This window comes from Roseivivax halodurans JCM 10272 (assembly GCF_000521785.1).
In the GTDB taxonomy this organism is placed as follows: domain Bacteria; phylum Pseudomonadota; class Alphaproteobacteria; order Rhodobacterales; family Rhodobacteraceae; genus Roseivivax; species Roseivivax halodurans.
The window spans coordinates 1-16,158 of the sequence record NZ_JALZ01000022.1 but is presented as its reverse complement, the minus strand read 5'-3'; the positions used below and the strand labels follow the sequence as shown (position 1 = coordinate 16,158).

The following is a 16,158-nucleotide window of genomic DNA, read 5'->3' as shown; positions in this document are numbered from 1 at the left end:
GCACCCGCCGCTCACAAGGTTGACTTCCCCCGGGGGCGTCAGCAAAGGAGTCATCGATGCTCGCCGCGATCCCCTTCCCGAACCTCTCCCCGAACCTCGTCTCGTTCGAGGTCGGCGGCATGGAAATCGCGCTGCGCTGGTACGCGCTCGCCTACATCGTCGGCATCCTGATCGGCTGGGCCCTCGCGGTTCAGGCGGTGAAGCGCGCCGCGCTCTGGCCCGGAAACGCGCCGCCGATGAAGCCGGGGGCGGTCGAGGACCTGATGACCTGGGTCGTGCTCGGGGTGATCCTCGGCGGACGGCTCGGATTCGTGTTCTTTTACCAGCCGGACTACTACCTGGCGAACCCGAGCCAGATCCCGATGATCTGGCAAGGCGGCATGGCCTTCCACGGCGGGCTCATCGGCGTGACGATCGCCTTCCTCCTCTGGTGCCGCAGGCGCGGCGCGCCGGTCCTGCCAACCGCCGACATGATGGCACTGGCGACGCCGCCCGGCCTCCTGCTCGGCCGCCTCGCCAATTTCGTCAATGCCGAGCTCTGGGGCCGACCGACCGACCTGCCCTGGGGCGTCATCTTCCCCGGCGCCGCGGCGCAGGATTGCGGGCAGGCATTGGGCGAGCTCTGCGCCCGCCACCCCTCGCAGCTCTACGAGGCGGCGCTCGAGGGGCTGGTGCTTGGCGCGATCCTCCTCTGGCTCGCCTTCGCCCGCGGCGCGCTGAAGTCCCCCGGCCTCGTCACCGGCGTCTTCGCCGCGGGCTACGGCCTCGCGCGCTTCACCGTCGAATTCGTCCGCCAGCCCGACGCCCAGTTCCAGACCCCGGACAACCCGCTCGGCCTCGCCTGGCACATCGGCGGCTACGGCCTCACCATGGGCCAGATCCTGTCGCTGCCGATGATCGCGCTCGGCGTTGTCCTCATCCTCCGGGCGCGCAGGCGGGCAGGCGCGACGCAGCCCGCATGAGTCCGCTGACCGACACGCTGACGGCCCGGATCCGGGCCGAAGGCCCGATGAGCGTCGCCGACTGGATGGCGACCTGCCTCTGGCATCCCGAGCACGGCTATTACGCGACGCGCGACCCGCTCGGCGCTGCGGGCGACTTCACCACCGCACCCGAGATCAGCCAGATGTTCGGCGAGCTGGTCGGCCTCTCCCTCGCGCAGGCCTGGATGGACCAGGGATCGCCGACGAAAGCGGTGCTGGCCGAGCTCGGCCCCGGCCGCGGAACGCTCATGGCCGACATCCTGCGCGCCACCGCCCGCGTTCCCGGCTTCCACGACGCCATCTCCGTGCATCTCGTCGAGGCCTCGCCCGCGCTCCGCGCCCGGCAGGCCGAGACGCTCGCGGACCATTCCCCCACCTGGCACGACACGGTCTCGAGCCTTCCCGAAGCGCCGCTCCTCGTCGTCGCCAACGAGTTCTTCGACGCGCTTCCGATCCGCCAGTTTCAGCGCGACGGCGACGGCTGGCGCGAGCGCATGATTGGACGCGGCGAGGACGGCGCACTCACCTTCGGGCTGACCGACGCCCTGCCGCGCGAGGAACTCGCCCACCGGATAGAGGACACGAGGGGCGGCGACATCGTCGAGACCTGCGGCCCCGCGAGCGCCATCGTGACCGCGCTTGGCGCGCGCATCGCGGCTCATGGCGGCGCCGGCCTCGTCGTCGATTACGGCGACTGGCGCAGCCTCGGCGACACCCTGCAGGCGGTCCGGCGTCACGAGAGCGTGCCGCCGCTCGACGCCCCGGGCACCGCCGACCTGACCGCCCATGTGGATTTCGAGGCGCTCGCGAGTGCCGCCTCCCCGGCCAGGACGACGCGCCTCACCCCGCAGGGCGTCTTCCTCGAGAGGCTCGGAATCACCGCCCGCGCCCAGGCGCTCGCCCGCAAGCTCGAGGGCGAGGCGCTCGAGGCGCATATCGCCGCGCATCACCGGTTGACCCACCCCGGACAAATGGGAACGGTGTTCAAAGTCCTCGGACTCACCCCCGAGGGCGCGGCCCCGCCACCCGGACTGGACGCATGACGCTCGAAGCAATCACCGCCAAGTCGCTCCACCCGCTGCGCCACGGGTTCTTCACCCGCCGCGGCGGTGCCTCGTCGGGGATCTTCGCCGGCCTCAATTGCGGCACCGGCTCCACCGATCAGAGCGAAATGGTCCGCATCAACCGCGCCCGCGTGGCCGAGGCCATGGGCGTCGCGACGGACAACCTCGTCACCGTGCACCAGGTCCATTCCGCCGAGGTCGTGCACGTCACGACGCCCCTTAACGGCTCGCGTCCGCGCGCCGATGGCATGGTCACCGCAACGCCGGGCATCGCAGTCGGCGTGCTCACCGCCGATTGCCAGCCGGTGCTCTTCGCCGACGCCGCCGCGGGTGTGGTGGGCGCCGCCCATGCCGGCTGGCGCGGGGCGCTGAGCGGCATTCTCGAGGAGACCGTGGAAGCCATGATCCGCCTCGGCGCCCGGCGCGAGGCGATCCGCGCCGTCATCGGCCCGACCATCAGCCAGCGCGCCTACGAGGTCGGCCCCGAATTCCTCGACGCCTTCCTCGAGGAGGATCCCGACTACGCGCGCTTCTTCGCGGGCGGCGCCGAGGATCGCCTGCAATTCGATCTTCCCGGCTTCGGCGTCGACCGTCTCCGCCGGGCCGGGATCGAGGCCGAGTGGACGCGTCACTGCACCTACCACGATCCCGAGCGGTTCTTCTCCTACCGCCGCGCCACCCATGCGCAGGAAGCCGATTACGGCCGGATGATCTCGGCGATCCGGGTCTGAGCGCCCCCGACCGGTCGCGATTCGCCCTCGATTGCGGCAGGATCGCCGCCGCTTCGGATAACAATGGCTCCCGGCGCCATCCATTGATCCGCGTGCCGATCCCAGTCGCGGCCCCTTTTTGACAGCAGGCACCGGATGAGGCCATGATCCTGTCTCAGCAGCAATCCCTGTCCGTCTGTCGTTGTTGGTGGGGGCCAGCACGGATGTGACCCAAAGCCCTTGGGAACATCAGATGACCAGTCCTGCCTCTGTCCGAACGGACCACGACGCCGCACGCCGTCTCCGCGACCCGAACGGACCCGCCGCCTGCTCAGGACCTACGGCTCGCGACACCCGCCACTACGAGGCCGCCGCGCTGCGCGCCGATCTGACCGTCGTCCACGTCGCCGTGACGGCGCCTGCCCTGCCGGTCTTCGAGGAGGCGACGGCCGCCTTCGCCCGCGGCACGGTCCTGCAGACCACGCTCGGCCCGGTTGCGGTCGAGGATCTCCGTCCCGGCGATTATGTCGAGACGACGACCGGCCCCGAACCGGTGGTCTGGATCGGCGGCACGAGCTTCGTTCCGGGCGTCCGGAGCGAGGGCAGTGCGCTCACAGGGCTCACCCGCGTCGTCGAAGACGCGCTCGCCCCGGGGCGGCCGGACAGCGACCTGATCCTCGGGCCGGGCGCGCGCATGATGGTCGAGAACGCCCGCCTCAAGACCCTGATCGGCCTGTCGCGGGTGCTTGTCCCGGTCTCGGATTACCGTGACGGCGAGCGTTTCGTACCCGTCACCCCGGCCGGCACGGTCCGGCTTTATCATCTCGCGACGCGTCGACACGCGCTGATCCGCGTCGGCGGCATGCTGATGGAGACCTATCACCCGGGCACGGGGATCCGCCGTCAGCTCGGCGAGGCGCATGCGGAGACGTTCCTGACGCTCTTCCCGCATCTAAGGGGGCTCGACGGTTTCGGCGAGCTCAGCCTGCCGCGCACCTCGCGCGAGGTGCTGGAGAACCTCGGCTCACGCTGAGCGGGACAGCCGCTCCTCGAGCACCTCGAACGGCACGCCCGGTTCGTCCTTGGCGCCGCGGATCACCAGCGAGGTCTTGACCGACCCGACATTCGGCGCGGTCAGAAGCTGCGAGGTCAGGAAGCTCTGGAAGGTCGAGAGGTCGGGCGAGACGCATTTCAGGATGAAATCCACCTCGCCGTTCAGCATGTGGCACTCGCGCACGAGCGGCCAGGACCGGCAGCGCGCCTCGAATGCCGACAGATCCGCCTCGGCCTGGCTCTGCAGCCCGACCATGGCGAAGACCTGAACCTCGAAGCCGAGCTCCCTCGGATCGACCTCGGCATGGTATCCGCGGATGAATCCCTGTTCCTCGAGCGCGCGCACCCGACGCAGGCACGGCGGCGCCGAGATCCCGACGCGTCGCGCAAGCTCCACGTTGGTCATGCGCCCGTCCTGCTGCAGTTCGGCGAGGATCTTGCGATCGATCTCATCGAGACGGTGGCCCGGCATCGACGTCCCCCTGATGGTCCTGCGGTTTCCTTACTCTCGACTAAGTCCGGACGCAATAAAGTTTCAAGGGAGCACAAGATTATTACGAAGAAAAAGAGCGTCGGTGCCGGCCCGTGAGGCAGTCGGCCCGCCGCCGACACACCCTTTCATGCCTGCGGCATCTCGCCTATATCGCCCGGACACAGTCACGAAAGGCCCGTCCCATGTCCGACACGCGCCGCACGAAGGTTCTCATCATCGGCTCCGGCCCCGCGGGCTACACCGCGGGCGTCTATGCGAGCCGCGCCATGCTCGAGCCGATCCTCGTGCAGGGGATCGAGCCCGGCGGCCAGCTCACCACCACGACAGACGTAGAAAACTGGCCCGGCGACACCGAGGTTCAGGGCCCCGACCTCATGGTCCGGATGGAGGCGCATGCCCACGCCATGGGCACCGAGATCATCGGCGACTACATTACCTCGCTCGACCTCGAGACGCGCCCCTACAAGGCGCATGGCGACAGCGGAACGATCTACGAGGCCGATGCGATCATCCTCGCCACCGGCGCGCGGGCGAAATGGCTCGGCCTGCCCTCCGAGGAGAAGTTCAAGGGCTTCGGCGTGTCGGCCTGCGCCACCTGCGACGGCTTCTTCTACCGCGGCCAGGAGATCGTCGTCGTCGGCGGCGGCAACACCGCGGTCGAGGAGGCGCTGTTCCTCACCAACTTCGCCTCCAAGGTCACGCTGGTGCACCGTCGCGACGAGCTGCGTGCCGAGAAGATCCTGCAGGACCGCCTCTTCAAGAACCCCAAGATCGAGATGCTCTGGGACCACGGGCTCGAGGAGGTGACCGGCACCGAGAGCCCGCTCGGCGTCGAGGGCGTGCGCGTGAAGAACGTCAAGACCGGCGAGATCCGCGAGATCCCCGCCAAGGGCGTCTTCATCGCCATCGGCCACGCCCCAGCAAACGAGCTCGTGAAGGACAAGCTCGAAACGCATATGGGCGGCTACGTGGTGACCAAGCCCGACAGCACCGAGACCTCGATCCCGGGCGTCTTCGCCGCCGGTGACCTGACCGATCACAAGTACCGCCAGGCGGTGACCTCCGCGGGCATGGGCTGCATGGCCGCACTCGAGGCGGAACGCTGGCTCTCCGAGCAGGACATCGTCGAGGGCAAGGACGAGACCGAACCGCTCGGCTACGGCGCCCCGGTCGACTCGGCCGCCGAATAAGGCGCCCCGGAGCGAGAAGGCCGCCCCCGGCGCGGCCTTCCTCGCGCGCCCCTTGGGCCAGCGAGCAGCGGTCAAAGCCAGGTCCCGGCCGGCATCTCGGAGGCCCCCGGAACCTGCGCACGCCCCCTTCTTCTTGGCAGAAATACTCCCGCCGGAGGCGGTCCGCCCCAACCGCAGGTGGCCACGCGCCCGCTTCTTCTTGACCGAAATATCCCCGCCGGAGGCACTCCCCCCGGATCACAAGAGCGCGCCGCCCGGGCGGCGCGCCCGAAGGTCAGTGCTTCACGACGGTGCCGTCGTCCTCGTAGAGTGGATAGCTGCCCTCCGCGTCGTGGTCCTCGGGCCCGACCAGCGACGGCGTGAAGACGCAGAGCACCGTCATGCCCTCCTCGCTCGAGAGGATGTGCTTCTGGTGCTTGTCGAGCGCATAGAGCACGCCCGGTTCGAGATCCCAGGTCCCGCCCTCGGTCAGATCCTGGATACGGCCCTTGCCTTCCGTGCAGATCACCGTCTCCTTGTGGTTCTTGTACCACATGTGCAGCTCCTGCCCGGGCTTGATGTAGGTCTCGTGGACCGAGTGCCCCATCCCGTCGCGGCGCAAAGTATAGCGCTTCGAGACGAACTTCTCCTCGTCGACGGCCGTGCTTTCGGCATCCTTCTGGTCGCGAACGATCATCGGTATCTCCTTGCAGTGCTGTGATGATATCAGGCGGTCTCGGCCGGGTCCGGCACGGTCGGGAACCGCGCGGGATGCTCGGCCAGGTAGGCATGGGCGGCGCGCAGCACGCGCACGTCGTCGTACTTGCCGCCGCAGAGCTGGAAGCCCACCGGCAGGCCCGCGTCGGTGAACCCGCAGGGGACCGAGCAGCAGGGCTGCTGGCTGAGGTTGAACGGGTAGGTGAAGGGCGACCACTCGATCCAGTCGGTCATGCCCGAGCCCGGCGGCACGTCGTGGTCGGCCCGGAAGGGCGGGATCGGCACGGTGGGGCAGAGCAGGAGATTGTACTCCTGATTGAACTTTTCGAGCTTCTGCGTCAGCGCGGCGCGGGCGGCCTCGGCCCGGAAGAGGTCGACGGCGGTCCAGGCCTCGGCCGAGATCGCGTTGTCCACGAGCCCCGGGTCGAGCCTGTCGCGATCCGCCTCGGAGAGCTTGAGGTAGACGTCGCGCGACGCGGTCCACCAGATCTTCTTGAACGTCTCGATAGGGCAGTCGAAATCGGGCGGCTGGGTCTCCACCACCTCGGCGCCGAGCGCCTCGAACTTCTCGGCCGCCTCGAGTACCCGGGCGGCGACCTCCGCATCGACCTCGACCTCTCCCAGCGTCGGGGCATAGGCGATCTTGAGACCTTTCAGCCCCTCGCCGATGTCGCGCCCCCAATCCTCCGGCATACCGCGCGTGGCATACGGGTCGCGGTGATCGTAGCGCCCGATGATGTTCAGCATCATCACCGCATCCTCGACCGTGCGGGTGAGCGGACCGATATGGCTGAGCGTCGGCACGTTCGCCGGCGGCCATTGCGGTGTCCAGCCGAAGGTCGGCTTGAAGCCGAACGTCCCGGTGAACGAAGCGGGAATGCGGATCGACCCGCCCGAATCGCCGCCCTGGTGGAGCGCGCCCATGTTGAGCGCCGCGGCCGCTGCCGCCCCGCCCGAGGAACCGCCTGGCGTCAGACGGGTATCCCAGGGGTTGCGGGTCGGACCGAAGACCCGGTTGTCGGTCACGCCTTTCCAACCGAATTCCGGCGTGTTGGTCTTGCCGAGGATCACCGCTCCCGCCTCGCGCATCCGCGCCGCCGGCGGCGCGTCGGTCTCGCAGGGCTCGTCCGAGGTCAGCAGCGAGCCGTCCCGCGCCGGCATGCCGGCAACCTCGGTGAGATCCTTCATCGACACCGGGACGCCATCGAGCGGCGAGCGCTGCTCGCCCCGGCCCCAGCGCTGCGCCGAGGCGCGGGCCGCCTTCTCGGCGCCCTCGCGGTCGACATGGACATAGGCGTTCACGGCGTCGTTGAATGTCTCGATCCTGTCGAGCGCGGCGCGCGTCGCCTCCAGCGGCGAGGCCTCCTTGCGTGCGTAGAGGCGGGACAATTCCGCCGCCGTACATGTGCCCAGATCGGTATCGCTCATCTGCCCTCCGCTGAATTGATCACGCGGTCCCAACCCGCGAGGGGTTGCCACGTTCCTGACGGCATCCGGCACATGTGGTTCCGCATCCGAATGTTCGCGTGTGGGATCGGCAGGCGAACTCGTGTTCCGGTTGTGCAACGAAGCGGGGTTTTTTGGTCTCTTTGTTCACCCTGAACGCCGTGCAGCTTGCAAATCCGGTTTCCGCAGGGCTAGGAGGCGCGCAAGCGACGCAGCGTCCCCTCCCGGCGCGGTCGCAGATACCGAAGCCCCGTTTTTCCAGAAGGCATTCGCCATGTCCCTTCCGAACCTCGCCCCGATCCCAGAGCTTTACGTCTCTTACGAAAGTGCCCAGAAGATGAAGGTGGAGGCTGGCAATCTCGTCAGCCACGACCTCAGCCCGCGGCAGATCTGCGACCTCGAGCTGCTGATGAACGGCGGCTTCGCGCCGCTGAAAGGCTTCCTCGGCCAGGAGGATTACGACAGCGTCGTCGAGACCATGCGCCTCAAGGACGGCTCGCTCTGGCCGATGCCGATCACGCTGGACGTGGGTCAGGCCTTCGCCGACAAGATCGAGATCGGTCAGGACATCGCGCTCCGCGACCAGGAAGGCGTGATCCTCGCCACCATGACCGTCACCGACAAGTGGAGCCCGGACAAGTCGCGCGAGGCCGAGAAGGTCTTCGGCGCCGACGACAGCGCGCACCCCGCGGTCAACTACCTGCACAACACCGCCGGCCCCGTCTATCTCGGCGGCCCGGTGACCGGCATCCAGCAGCCGGTGCATTACGATTTCCGCGCCAGCCGCGATACGCCGAACGAGCTGCGCGCGCGCTTCCGCAAGCTCGGCTGGCGCAAGGTTGTCGCGTTCCAGACCCGCAACCCGCTGCACCGCGCCCACCAGGAGCTGACCTTCCGCGCCGCGCGCGAGAGCCAGGCGAACCTGCTGATCCACCCGGTCGTCGGCATGACGAAGCCGGGCGACGTCGACCACTTCACCCGCGTGCGCTGCTACGAGGCAGTGCTCGACAAGTACCCGGCCTCGACCACGACCATGTCGCTTCTGCCGCTGGCGATGCGCATGGCCGGCCCGCGCGAGGCGGTCTGGCACGGCCTCATCCGCCGCAACCACGGCTGCACCCACTTCATCGTCGGCCGCGACCATGCCGGCCCCGGCAAGAACAGCCAGGGCGAGGATTTCTACGGCCCCTACGACGCCCAGGAGCTCTTCAAGGAGCACGAGGCCGAGATGGGCATCGAGATGGTGCCGTTCAAACACATGGTCTACGTGCAGGAGCGCGCCCAGTACGAGCCCGCGGACGAGATCGTCGACCAGGACAAGGTGACGATCCTGTCGATCTCGGGCACCGAGCTGCGCCGCCGCCTGCAGGAAGGCATCGACATCCCCGAATGGTTCTCGTTCCCGGAAGTCGTGAAGGAGCTGCGCCGCACCCGTCCGCCGCGGGCCAAGCAGGGCTTCACGGTGTTCTTCACCGGTTTCTCGGGTTCGGGCAAGTCGACCATCGCCAACGCGCTCATGGTCAAGCTGATGGAGATGGGCGGTCGCCCGGTGACGCTGCTCGACGGCGACATCGTGCGCAAGAACCTTTCCTCGGAGCTCGGCTTCTCTAAGGAGCACCGCGACCTCAACATCCGCCGCATCGGCTACGTGGCCTCCGAGATCACCAAGAACGGCGGCATCGCGCTCTGCGCTCCGATCGCGCCCTACGCGGCCACCCGCCGCGCGGTCCGCGAGGAGATCGAGCAATACGGCGCCTTCGTCGAAGTGCATGTCGCAACCTCTCTTGAGGAATGCGAGAAGCGCGACCGCAAGGGGCTCTACAAGCTCGCGCGCGAGGGCAAGATCAAGGAGTTCACCGGCATCTCCGACCCCTATGACGTGCCCGAGACCCCCGAGCTGCGCGTCGACACCGAGGGCCAGGACGTCGACAACTGCGCCCACCAGGTGGTTCTCAAGCTCGAAGCGATGGGTCTCATCGCGGGCTGAAGCCTGAGCGCAACACAAAAAAAGAACGGCGGGCTTCTGGGGCCCGCCGTTCTCGTTTCAGCCGATCGGATTGTCTGAGGCCAGGTAGGGCCGCAACGTCCTGCTGCTCAGTGCACCGTGACCGGCGCGAAGTCGTTCTGCCGCGCCAGCACGAAGGCCAGCCCGCGATCCTTCACCAGCGCCAGACGTTCCCCGTCCGCGCGGTGTACCGCGTAGAGAACGTCGATCCCCTCGACCTCTTTCCTGACCTCGTCGGGCAGCTCGTCCACCGTCACCGGGCGGACGTAGACCGTGCGGCCCTCGTCGAGCGCGTCGAAATTCACCTTGGTATCCATGACACTCACCCTTTCCTGATATTGATGGTCTGCACCACGGTCTCGGGCCGCGAGAGCCTCAGATCCACGTGCAGCAGACCGTTTTCCATCTGCGCCTCGTCCACCTCGACCCCGTCCGCGAGCACGAAGCTGCGCTGGAACTGCCGCGCGGCGATCCCGCGATGCAGGAAGACGCGCTGTTCCTCGTCCTCGGCCTGGCGGCCGCGGATGACGAGCTGGCGGTCCTCGACGGTGATCGAGAGGTCGTCCTCGCAAAACCCGGCCACGGCCAGCGTGATCCTGTACGAGTTCTCCGACGTCTGCTCGATATTGTAGGGAGGATATCCTTCGTTGCCGGTCTTGGCGGTCCGTTCGAGCAGACGCTCGAGCTGCTCGAAGCCCAGCATGTGGGGATGCGACCCCAGAGTGAGTTTGGTCATCGACACGTCCTTTTCGCAAGCGACCGTCTGTCGGGTCCCTTTCCGGCAACCCGATGGAAATATGGGTCGCGACGTGTCGTCCTGCAAGTCCCGGACTGCGCACGAGACTTCCCTGCGGCACCGGGATGCGGTATGGTGTGCAAGATAATTTCGCTCTTCCAGCCAACGGATCCTGACCGCCATGAACGCTCTCACTGACCTCTCGATGAAGACCGACGAGGTGCTCCGCGTGGAGCTTGGAGTGTTCAAGCGCGAGCATCGCGATCTCGACGAGGAAATCCGCGAGATGCAGGAGCGCGGAGTCGGTGACGCGCTGACCATCCAGCGCCTCAAGCGCAAGAAGCTGCACCTCAAGGATCGCATCGCGCTGATCGAGGACCGGCTCTTTCCCGACATCATCGCCTGACCGGGCCCCATTGCACGGCCAGCCCGCACGGCTATAACCCGCGCCCAAGAACGAGGGAGCCGAGATGAGCCAGGAGAACGCGCCGCAGGTCGGCATCGTCATGGGCAGCCAGTCCGACTGGCCCACCATGAAGGAGGCGGCAACGATCCTCGACACGCTCGGCGTGACCCACGAGGCGCGCATCGTCTCGGCCCACCGCACGCCCGACCGGCTCTGGTCCTACGGCACCGAAGCCGCCGGCCGCGGCATCCGCGTCATCATCGCGGGTGCGGGCGGCGCGGCGCACCTGCCGGGCATGATGGCCTCCAAGACGCCCCTGCCGGTGATCGGCGTGCCGGTGCAGTCCAAGGCGCTCTCGGGCGTCGACAGCCTCTATTCCATCGTCCAGATGCCGCGCGGCTTTCCCGTCGCGACCATGGCCATCGGCCCATCGGGCGCCGCCAATGCGGGCCTGATGGCGGCGCAGATCCTCGCGCTCGGTGACCCCGCCCTCTCCGAACGCCTGATCGCGTGGCGGGCCGAGCTCTCGGCCGCGATCCCCGACGCCCCGCAGGACGACTGAACGCTTTCCGAAAGGCCCGCCCCATGACAGACGCCCTCGCCCCCGGCAGCACCATCGGCATCCTCGGCGGCGGCCAGCTCGGCCGGATGCTCTCCGTCGCGGCGAGCCGTCTCGGCTTTCGCACCCATGTCTACGACCCCGGAGAGCAGCCCCCCGCCGGTGACGTCGCCCATGCCGTGACCACAGCCGCCTTCGACGACCACGACGCGCTCGACGCCTTCGCCGCCTCGGTCGACGTCGTCACCTACGAGTTCGAGAACATCCCCACGGACGCGCTCGACCGGATCGAGGCCGCGCGCCCGATCCGCCCCGGCCGCGAGGCGCTGCGCGTCAGCCAGGACCGGCTGACCGAAAAGGAATTCCTCGAGGGTCTCGGCCTCACCGTCGCGCCCTTCGCCAACGTCCACGACGCCCAATCCCTCGAAGCCGCGCTCGAGAGCATCCCCGCGCCCGCGATCCTCAAGACCCGCCGCTTCGGCTACGACGGCAAGGGGCAGGCGCGCATCGGCTCCTGGGGTGAGGCCGAGGAAGCACTCGCCGCGATGCAGGGCGCGCCGTCGGTGCTCGAAGGCGTGGTCGATTTCCAGCGCGAGGTCTCGGTCATCGCCGCCCGCGGCCTCGGCGGCGAGGTCGCCTGCTTCGATCCCGGCGAGAACGTGCACGAGGGCGGCATCCTGCGCACCACCTCCGTTCCCGCCCGCCTCACCGTCGCGCAGCGCACCGACGCGGTGCTCCTCGCGGGCCGCATCCTGAACGCGCTCGACTATGTCGGCGTGCTCGGGGTCGAGCTCTTCGTCACGCCGTCGGGCCTCGTCGTGAACGAGATCGCGCCGCGGGTGCACAATTCCGGCCACTGGACGCAGAACGGATGCGCCGTCGACCAGTTCGAGCAGCACATCCGCGCCATCGCGGGCTGGCCGCTCGGCGACGGGCAGCGGCACGCCGACGTGGTGATGGAGAACCTGATCGGAGACGACATAGCCCGCGCGCAGGAGCTTGCCGGAGAGCCCGACACCGCCTTGCATCTCTACGGCAAGGGCGAGGCGCGCCCGGGCCGCAAGATGGGCCACGTGAACCGGATCCTGCGCTGATCAGCGGATGAAGCGCTCGGCCACCGCCCCCGACATGTAGGTCACGCGCCCGCCCGCCAGCGTCGCCGCGACGCGGCCCTCGCCGTCGAGGATCACGAGGTCGGCGCGCCGCCCCTCCTCGATCCGTCCGCGGTCGGTCAGCCCCATGACCCGCGCCGGCCCCTCCGACACATGCCTCCACGCCTCCGCGAGGTCCAGCACCCCCAGCTCCGCGATCCGCCGCACGGCCGAAAGCGGCGCGGGGTAATGGTAGTCCGAGGCCAGCGCATCGCAGAGCCCCGCCTCGATCAGCTCCAGCGCCCGCACGTTGCCCTTGTGGCTCGCCCCGCGCACCACGTTCGGCGCGCCCATCACGATGCCGTCTCCGCCCGCGCGTGCGGCCTCCGCCGCCTCCAGCGTCTCGGGAAACTCCGCGATCCGCGCGCCGATCCCGCGCCAGCCCCCCCGGCCCTCCGCAGTCGAATCGTCGTGGCTGCCGAGCGCGACTCCCCGCTCCGCCAGCCGGGCCGCGAGCGCCGCGCAGGCCTCCGGCACCTCGGGGCCCCGTCCGTGCAGCGCCAGCATGTACTCGAAATGCGCCTCGGGGCTGCGCCCGCTCTTCAGCGCCTGCCCGGTCATCTGCTTGGGCCTGCGCCCCTCGGCGAGCCGCCCGTGCTGCAGGTGGTCGTTGAACACGAGGTACCCGATCCCGTGCCGCGCCACCGTCTCGGCGACGCGGTGGAAATCGTCCACCATATGCGTCTCGAGCCTGAGCTGCACGCGCAGATCGGTCGCGACGCTCCCGCGCATCTCGCCCCAGGCAGTGAATATCGCCTCGGCAAACTCGGGGCCACGCAGGCCGCCCTCCCAGGACCAGAACTGCGCCAGCCACGCGGTGGTGATCCCGTTCGCGGCAAGCTCCGCCTCGGTCGCGATCAGGCCGCCCCGCGTCTCGCGCAGCGCCCCCCGGCGCGGCGCGACATGCCGCTCGAACCCGTCGCCGTGCAGATCGACGATCCCCGGCAGCACGCGGTAGCCCGACAGATCCACCGCGCGTCCGTCCGCCTCGACGATGACCCCGCCCGAGATCCCGAGCGGTGCATCGCTCCACCCTTCGGGACGCAGCACCTCCGCCCCCTGCAGCGTCAGCGACAGGCTCATCGCGCCCGTCCGAGCGGCAGCACCGACAGCGCGACGCCCCCGAGGACGATCCCGCAAGCCGCAAGGAACGCCGCCGAGGGCGCCTCGCCCAGCAACAGCGCCCCGCCCAGGATCGCGATCGGCGGAACGGTCAGCTGCGCCACGGCCGCGACGCTCGGAGCGAGCCGCGGCAGCACCGTATACCAGAGCGCGTAACCTAGCCCCGACGTGACCGCTCCCGACAGCACCGCGAGCGCCAGCCCCGCAAGGCTCATCGCCCCCGTCCCCGGCAGGAGCAGCCCGATCAGGATCCCGACCGGCGCCGCGAGACAGAAATTCGCCGCCGTGCTCATCAGCGGATTACCCTGCCCGCGCCCGGCGAGCGAGTAGATGCCCCAGCCGAGCCCCGCCGCCGCCATGGCAAGGCCGTGCGGCAGCGAGACCTCCACGCCCGCCCCGGGCCAGAGCAGCCAGACGAGCCCGGCAAAGGCGAGCCCCGCCCCGACCCAGCGCCGCGCGGGCGGGCGCTCTCCGCCGATCAGCCCGCCGCCGAACATGGTCACCTGCACGCACCCGAAGAGGATCAGCGCCCCGAGCCCGGCATCGAGCACCAGATAGGCCCCCGAGAAGCCGTAGATGTAGAGAAGAAGCGCCCCGACGCCGATCGCGCGCCTCGGCCCGCCGAGCCTCAGACCACCCTTCGTCACGAAGCACAGCACCGCCAGCATCAACGCCCCGGACCAGAGCCGCACCGTCCCGAAGAGCCCGGGATCGATCGCACCGTCCACCAGCGCCATCCGGTTCAGCACCGAATTGGCCGCAAACGCGCTCATGGTGAGGGCGACAAGCAGGAAGAGCCGCATCAGCGGACCTCCGGTGGCCCGGACCGACCGGCGGCGGCGACCATCCCGGCAAGCAGATCGGCGGGAGTACGTCCCGCCGCGGCGGCGCTCGCCTCGATCCGCGCGAGCAGGGCCCGGGGCAATTGCACCGGCAGCCTGCGGAGCGGCGCGACGGGGGCCGCCCGAACCGGCCCCGAATGACGCTCGGCAACCCGCCGCACCGCATCGCCGAGGCTCCCGCCACGCGCGATGGCCCGCAAGGCCGCGACACCCTTGGCATCGAGCGGCACCAGAAGCGCCCGGCGCGGATCCTTCCGGCTCATCCGAAGGCCTTCGGGTAGACCAGCGTCTCGGCCGGCACGTCCTCGCCCGGCCGCGCGATGGCGGTATGGTCCACGGGATAGGGCGAGGTCAGCTTCGCCGCACGCGCGACGGAAAACCCGGCGCGCTCGTAGAATCCGGGCTCGCCCAGCACGACGATCGTCTGCCCGGCCTGCATCGCCCAGGCGGTGAGAAACCCCATCATCCGGCGGCCGATGCCCTCGCCCTGCCGTTCGGGCGCCACCGCGACCGGCGCAAGGCAGAGCCATCCTTCCGGCTTCCGCATCGCAGAGAGCGCAAAATAGCCGTCGATCCCGTCTTCGCCCGGTACGACGCATTCGCCCGCGATGTCGCCGGAGCGGCGGAGCGCGCGCACGAGCTTTGCCTCGTCCGCACCTCCGAATGCGGCTCGCAGGAGCGCGTCCACCGCATCCTCCTCGCCCGCCTGCATGTCCCGCACGAACCGCCTGTTCAGCATCGCCCACTCCGCACACGAAAATCGCGCCGCCCCTCCCGGGACGGCGCGACAGCGGTTAGCACAGCGCCGCGTCTCAGGCCATGTCCGGCTGTCCGTTCGAGGCCGAAAGCCCGCCATCGACGGGAAGGTTGACGCCGTTGACGAAACGCGCATCGTGACTGGCGAGAAACGCGATCACGTCCGCGACCTCCTCGGGCTCGCCCGGGCGGCCGAGCGGGATGCGCCCCTTGAAGATCTCGAAATTCTCCTCGTTGTCCTTGATGCCCGCCGCCATGTCGGTGTCGGTCATCGACGGGCAGACCGCGTTCACGCGCACCCCCGTGCGCTTGGCGTCGAGCGCCATCGCCCGGGTCATGTTGGTCACCCCGCCCTTCGCGGCGTTGTAGGCCATCATCGACCAGTCGCCGCCGGTGCCGGACACCGACGAGGTGTTCACGATCGACCCGCCGCGGTCCATGAGATCGCCCATCACCGCGCGGCTCATCTGGTAAACGCCGGTGAGGTTGGTCCGGATCGTCGTGTCCCACTCATCGGGCGCGACCTCGTCCACGCGTCCCTGCGCCACGGTGCCGGCATTGTTCACGAGCACGTCGACCGGCCCGAACGCCTCGCGCGCCTTCTCGGCGACGCGCCGGCAATCCTCTTCGTCCCCGACGTCGGCCGACACGCAGATCGTGCGGTCCAGCCCCTCGGCAACCGCCGTCAGCTTCTCCTCGGTCCGTCCGACGAGCACCACGTTCGCGCCCTCGTCGTGAAAGCGGCGCACGGTTGCGGCGCCGATGCCCGAGCCGGCTCCGGTCACGACGACGGTTCTGTTCTCGAAACGGGTCATTCGTCTACTCCTGCGTCTGCAATCCATTCCCGACAGAACAGATGCAGAGCGCAGCCGTTCCGCCCGCATGTCACCCGGCCTCGGAAACGCGAAAGGGACCGCCGGAGCGCCAGCCCCTAACGTAAATGTTG

19 protein-coding genes are annotated in these 16,158 nt (G+C 69.1%); 9 read left to right on the top strand and 10 right to left on the bottom strand.

The genetic code is table 11. From position 1 onward, the window contains the following. Positions 1 to 56: 56 nt before the first annotated feature. The 4 genes from lgt to OCH239_RS15845 all read left to right on the top strand — a co-directional run bounded on the left by lgt (position 57) and on the right by OCH239_RS15845 (position 3,790). Entirely contained in the window at positions 57 to 962 is a 906-nt protein-coding gene (gene lgt / locus OCH239_RS15860) for a prolipoprotein diacylglyceryl transferase (protein ID WP_037264740.1), read from the top strand. Next, complete coding sequence (locus OCH239_RS15855) at positions 959 to 2,026, top strand: class I SAM-dependent methyltransferase (RefSeq protein ID WP_037264739.1); 1,068 nt, start codon at positions 959 to 961, stop codon at positions 2,024 to 2,026. The genes lgt and OCH239_RS15855 overlap by 4 nt, the downstream gene beginning before the upstream one ends. Further along, positions 2,023 to 2,778 carry a peptidoglycan editing factor PgeF gene (pgeF, locus tag OCH239_RS15850; protein WP_037264738.1) on the top strand — a complete coding sequence of 252 codons (756 nt, stop codon included), beginning with the start codon at positions 2,023 to 2,025 and terminating at the stop codon, positions 2,776 to 2,778. The genes OCH239_RS15855 and pgeF overlap by 4 nt, the downstream gene beginning before the upstream one ends. Positions 2,779 to 3,010: 232 nt before the next feature. Then, positions 3,011 to 3,790, top strand: coding sequence for a Hint domain-containing protein (locus OCH239_RS15845; protein WP_084782533.1), 780 nt, complete (start codon positions 3,011 to 3,013; stop codon positions 3,788 to 3,790). Here OCH239_RS15845 and OCH239_RS15840 read toward each other — a convergent pair. Further along, the gene (locus OCH239_RS15840; protein ID WP_037264736.1) at positions 3,782 to 4,282 is read right to left on the bottom strand and encodes an Lrp/AsnC family transcriptional regulator; all 501 of its coding nucleotides are present in this window, start codon (positions 4,280 to 4,282) and stop codon (positions 3,782 to 3,784) included. The two genes, OCH239_RS15845 and OCH239_RS15840, sit on opposite strands and share 9 nt — an antisense overlap. Positions 4,283 to 4,485: 203 nt before the next feature. Between OCH239_RS15840 and trxB the strand changes: the two genes are divergently transcribed. Then, the gene (gene trxB / locus OCH239_RS15835; RefSeq protein ID WP_037264733.1) at positions 4,486 to 5,493 is read left to right on the top strand and encodes a thioredoxin-disulfide reductase; all 1,008 of its coding nucleotides are present in this window, start codon (positions 4,486 to 4,488) and stop codon (positions 5,491 to 5,493) included. 274 nt (positions 5,494 to 5,767) lie between these two features. Here trxB and OCH239_RS15830 read toward each other — a convergent pair whose 3' ends face one another. Together OCH239_RS15830 and OCH239_RS15825 are read right to left on the bottom strand one after the other, a co-directional pair. After that, entirely contained in the window at positions 5,768 to 6,169 is a 402-nt protein-coding gene (locus OCH239_RS15830; RefSeq protein WP_037264731.1) for an ectoine synthase, read from the bottom strand. Positions 6,170 to 6,198: 29 nt separating this feature from the next. Further along, a complete protein-coding gene (locus OCH239_RS15825) occupies positions 6,199 to 7,617 on the bottom strand; it encodes an amidase (protein WP_037264728.1) in 1,419 nt (472 codons plus the stop codon). A gap of 292 nt (positions 7,618 to 7,909) precedes the next feature. Here OCH239_RS15825 and OCH239_RS15820 point away from each other — a divergent pair, with 292 nt between their 5' ends. Next, the gene (locus OCH239_RS15820; RefSeq protein WP_037264721.1) at positions 7,910 to 9,622 is read left to right on the top strand and encodes a bifunctional sulfate adenylyltransferase/adenylylsulfate kinase; all 1,713 of its coding nucleotides are present in this window, start codon (positions 7,910 to 7,912) and stop codon (positions 9,620 to 9,622) included. A 107-nt stretch (positions 9,623 to 9,729) separates the two neighbouring features. Here the strand turns inward: OCH239_RS15820 and OCH239_RS15815 are convergent, their stop codons facing one another. Together OCH239_RS15815 and OCH239_RS15810 are read right to left on the bottom strand one after the other, a co-directional pair. Then, entirely contained in the window at positions 9,730 to 9,957 is a 228-nt protein-coding gene (locus OCH239_RS15815; RefSeq protein WP_037264719.1) for a DUF1150 family protein, read from the bottom strand. A gap of 5 nt (positions 9,958 to 9,962) precedes the next feature. After that, entirely contained in the window at positions 9,963 to 10,376 is a 414-nt protein-coding gene (locus tag OCH239_RS15810; protein WP_037264714.1) for an Hsp20 family protein, read from the bottom strand. A 181-nt stretch (positions 10,377 to 10,557) separates the two neighbouring features. Here OCH239_RS15810 and OCH239_RS15805 point away from each other — a divergent pair, with 181 nt between their 5' ends. The 3 genes from OCH239_RS15805 to OCH239_RS15795 all read left to right on the top strand — a co-directional run bounded on the left by OCH239_RS15805 (position 10,558) and on the right by OCH239_RS15795 (position 12,435). After that, positions 10,558 to 10,782: a YdcH family protein gene (locus OCH239_RS15805; RefSeq protein ID WP_037264708.1), complete on the top strand. Its 225-nt coding sequence runs from the start codon at positions 10,558 to 10,560 to the stop codon at positions 10,780 to 10,782. 64 nt (positions 10,783 to 10,846) lie between these two features. Next, positions 10,847 to 11,344 carry a 5-(carboxyamino)imidazole ribonucleotide mutase gene (gene purE, locus OCH239_RS15800; protein WP_037264706.1) on the top strand — a complete coding sequence of 166 codons (498 nt, stop codon included), beginning with the start codon at positions 10,847 to 10,849 and terminating at the stop codon, positions 11,342 to 11,344. 23 nt (positions 11,345 to 11,367) lie between these two features. Further along, complete coding sequence (locus tag OCH239_RS15795) at positions 11,368 to 12,435, top strand: 5-(carboxyamino)imidazole ribonucleotide synthase (RefSeq protein WP_037264704.1); 1,068 nt, start codon at positions 11,368 to 11,370, stop codon at positions 12,433 to 12,435. Here OCH239_RS15795 and OCH239_RS15790 read toward each other — a convergent pair whose 3' ends face one another. The 5 genes from OCH239_RS15790 to budC form a co-directional block, all read right to left on the bottom strand. Next, complete coding sequence (locus OCH239_RS15790) at positions 12,436 to 13,575, bottom strand: alpha-D-ribose 1-methylphosphonate 5-triphosphate diphosphatase (RefSeq protein ID WP_037264697.1); 1,140 nt, start codon at positions 13,573 to 13,575, stop codon at positions 12,436 to 12,438. Continuing rightward, positions 13,572 to 14,417 (bottom strand): DMT family transporter, encoded by an 846-nt coding sequence (locus OCH239_RS15785; RefSeq protein ID WP_037264693.1) that lies wholly within the window; start codon positions 14,415 to 14,417, stop codon positions 13,572 to 13,574. The genes OCH239_RS15790 and OCH239_RS15785 overlap by 4 nt, the downstream gene beginning before the upstream one ends. Next, positions 14,417 to 14,719: a hypothetical protein gene (locus OCH239_RS15780; protein WP_037264692.1), complete on the bottom strand. Its 303-nt coding sequence runs from the start codon at positions 14,717 to 14,719 to the stop codon at positions 14,417 to 14,419. The genes OCH239_RS15785 and OCH239_RS15780 overlap by 1 nt, the downstream gene beginning before the upstream one ends. Next, entirely contained in the window at positions 14,716 to 15,195 is a 480-nt protein-coding gene (locus OCH239_RS15775; RefSeq protein WP_037264691.1) for a GNAT family N-acetyltransferase, read from the bottom strand. The genes OCH239_RS15780 and OCH239_RS15775 overlap by 4 nt, the downstream gene beginning before the upstream one ends. Before the next feature lie 73 nt (positions 15,196 to 15,268). Then, positions 15,269 to 16,027, bottom strand: a complete 759-nt coding sequence (budC, locus tag OCH239_RS15770; RefSeq protein WP_037264690.1) for a meso-2,3-butanediol dehydrogenase — start codon at positions 16,025 to 16,027, stop codon at positions 15,269 to 15,271. Positions 16,028 to 16,158: the final 131 nt, after the last annotated feature.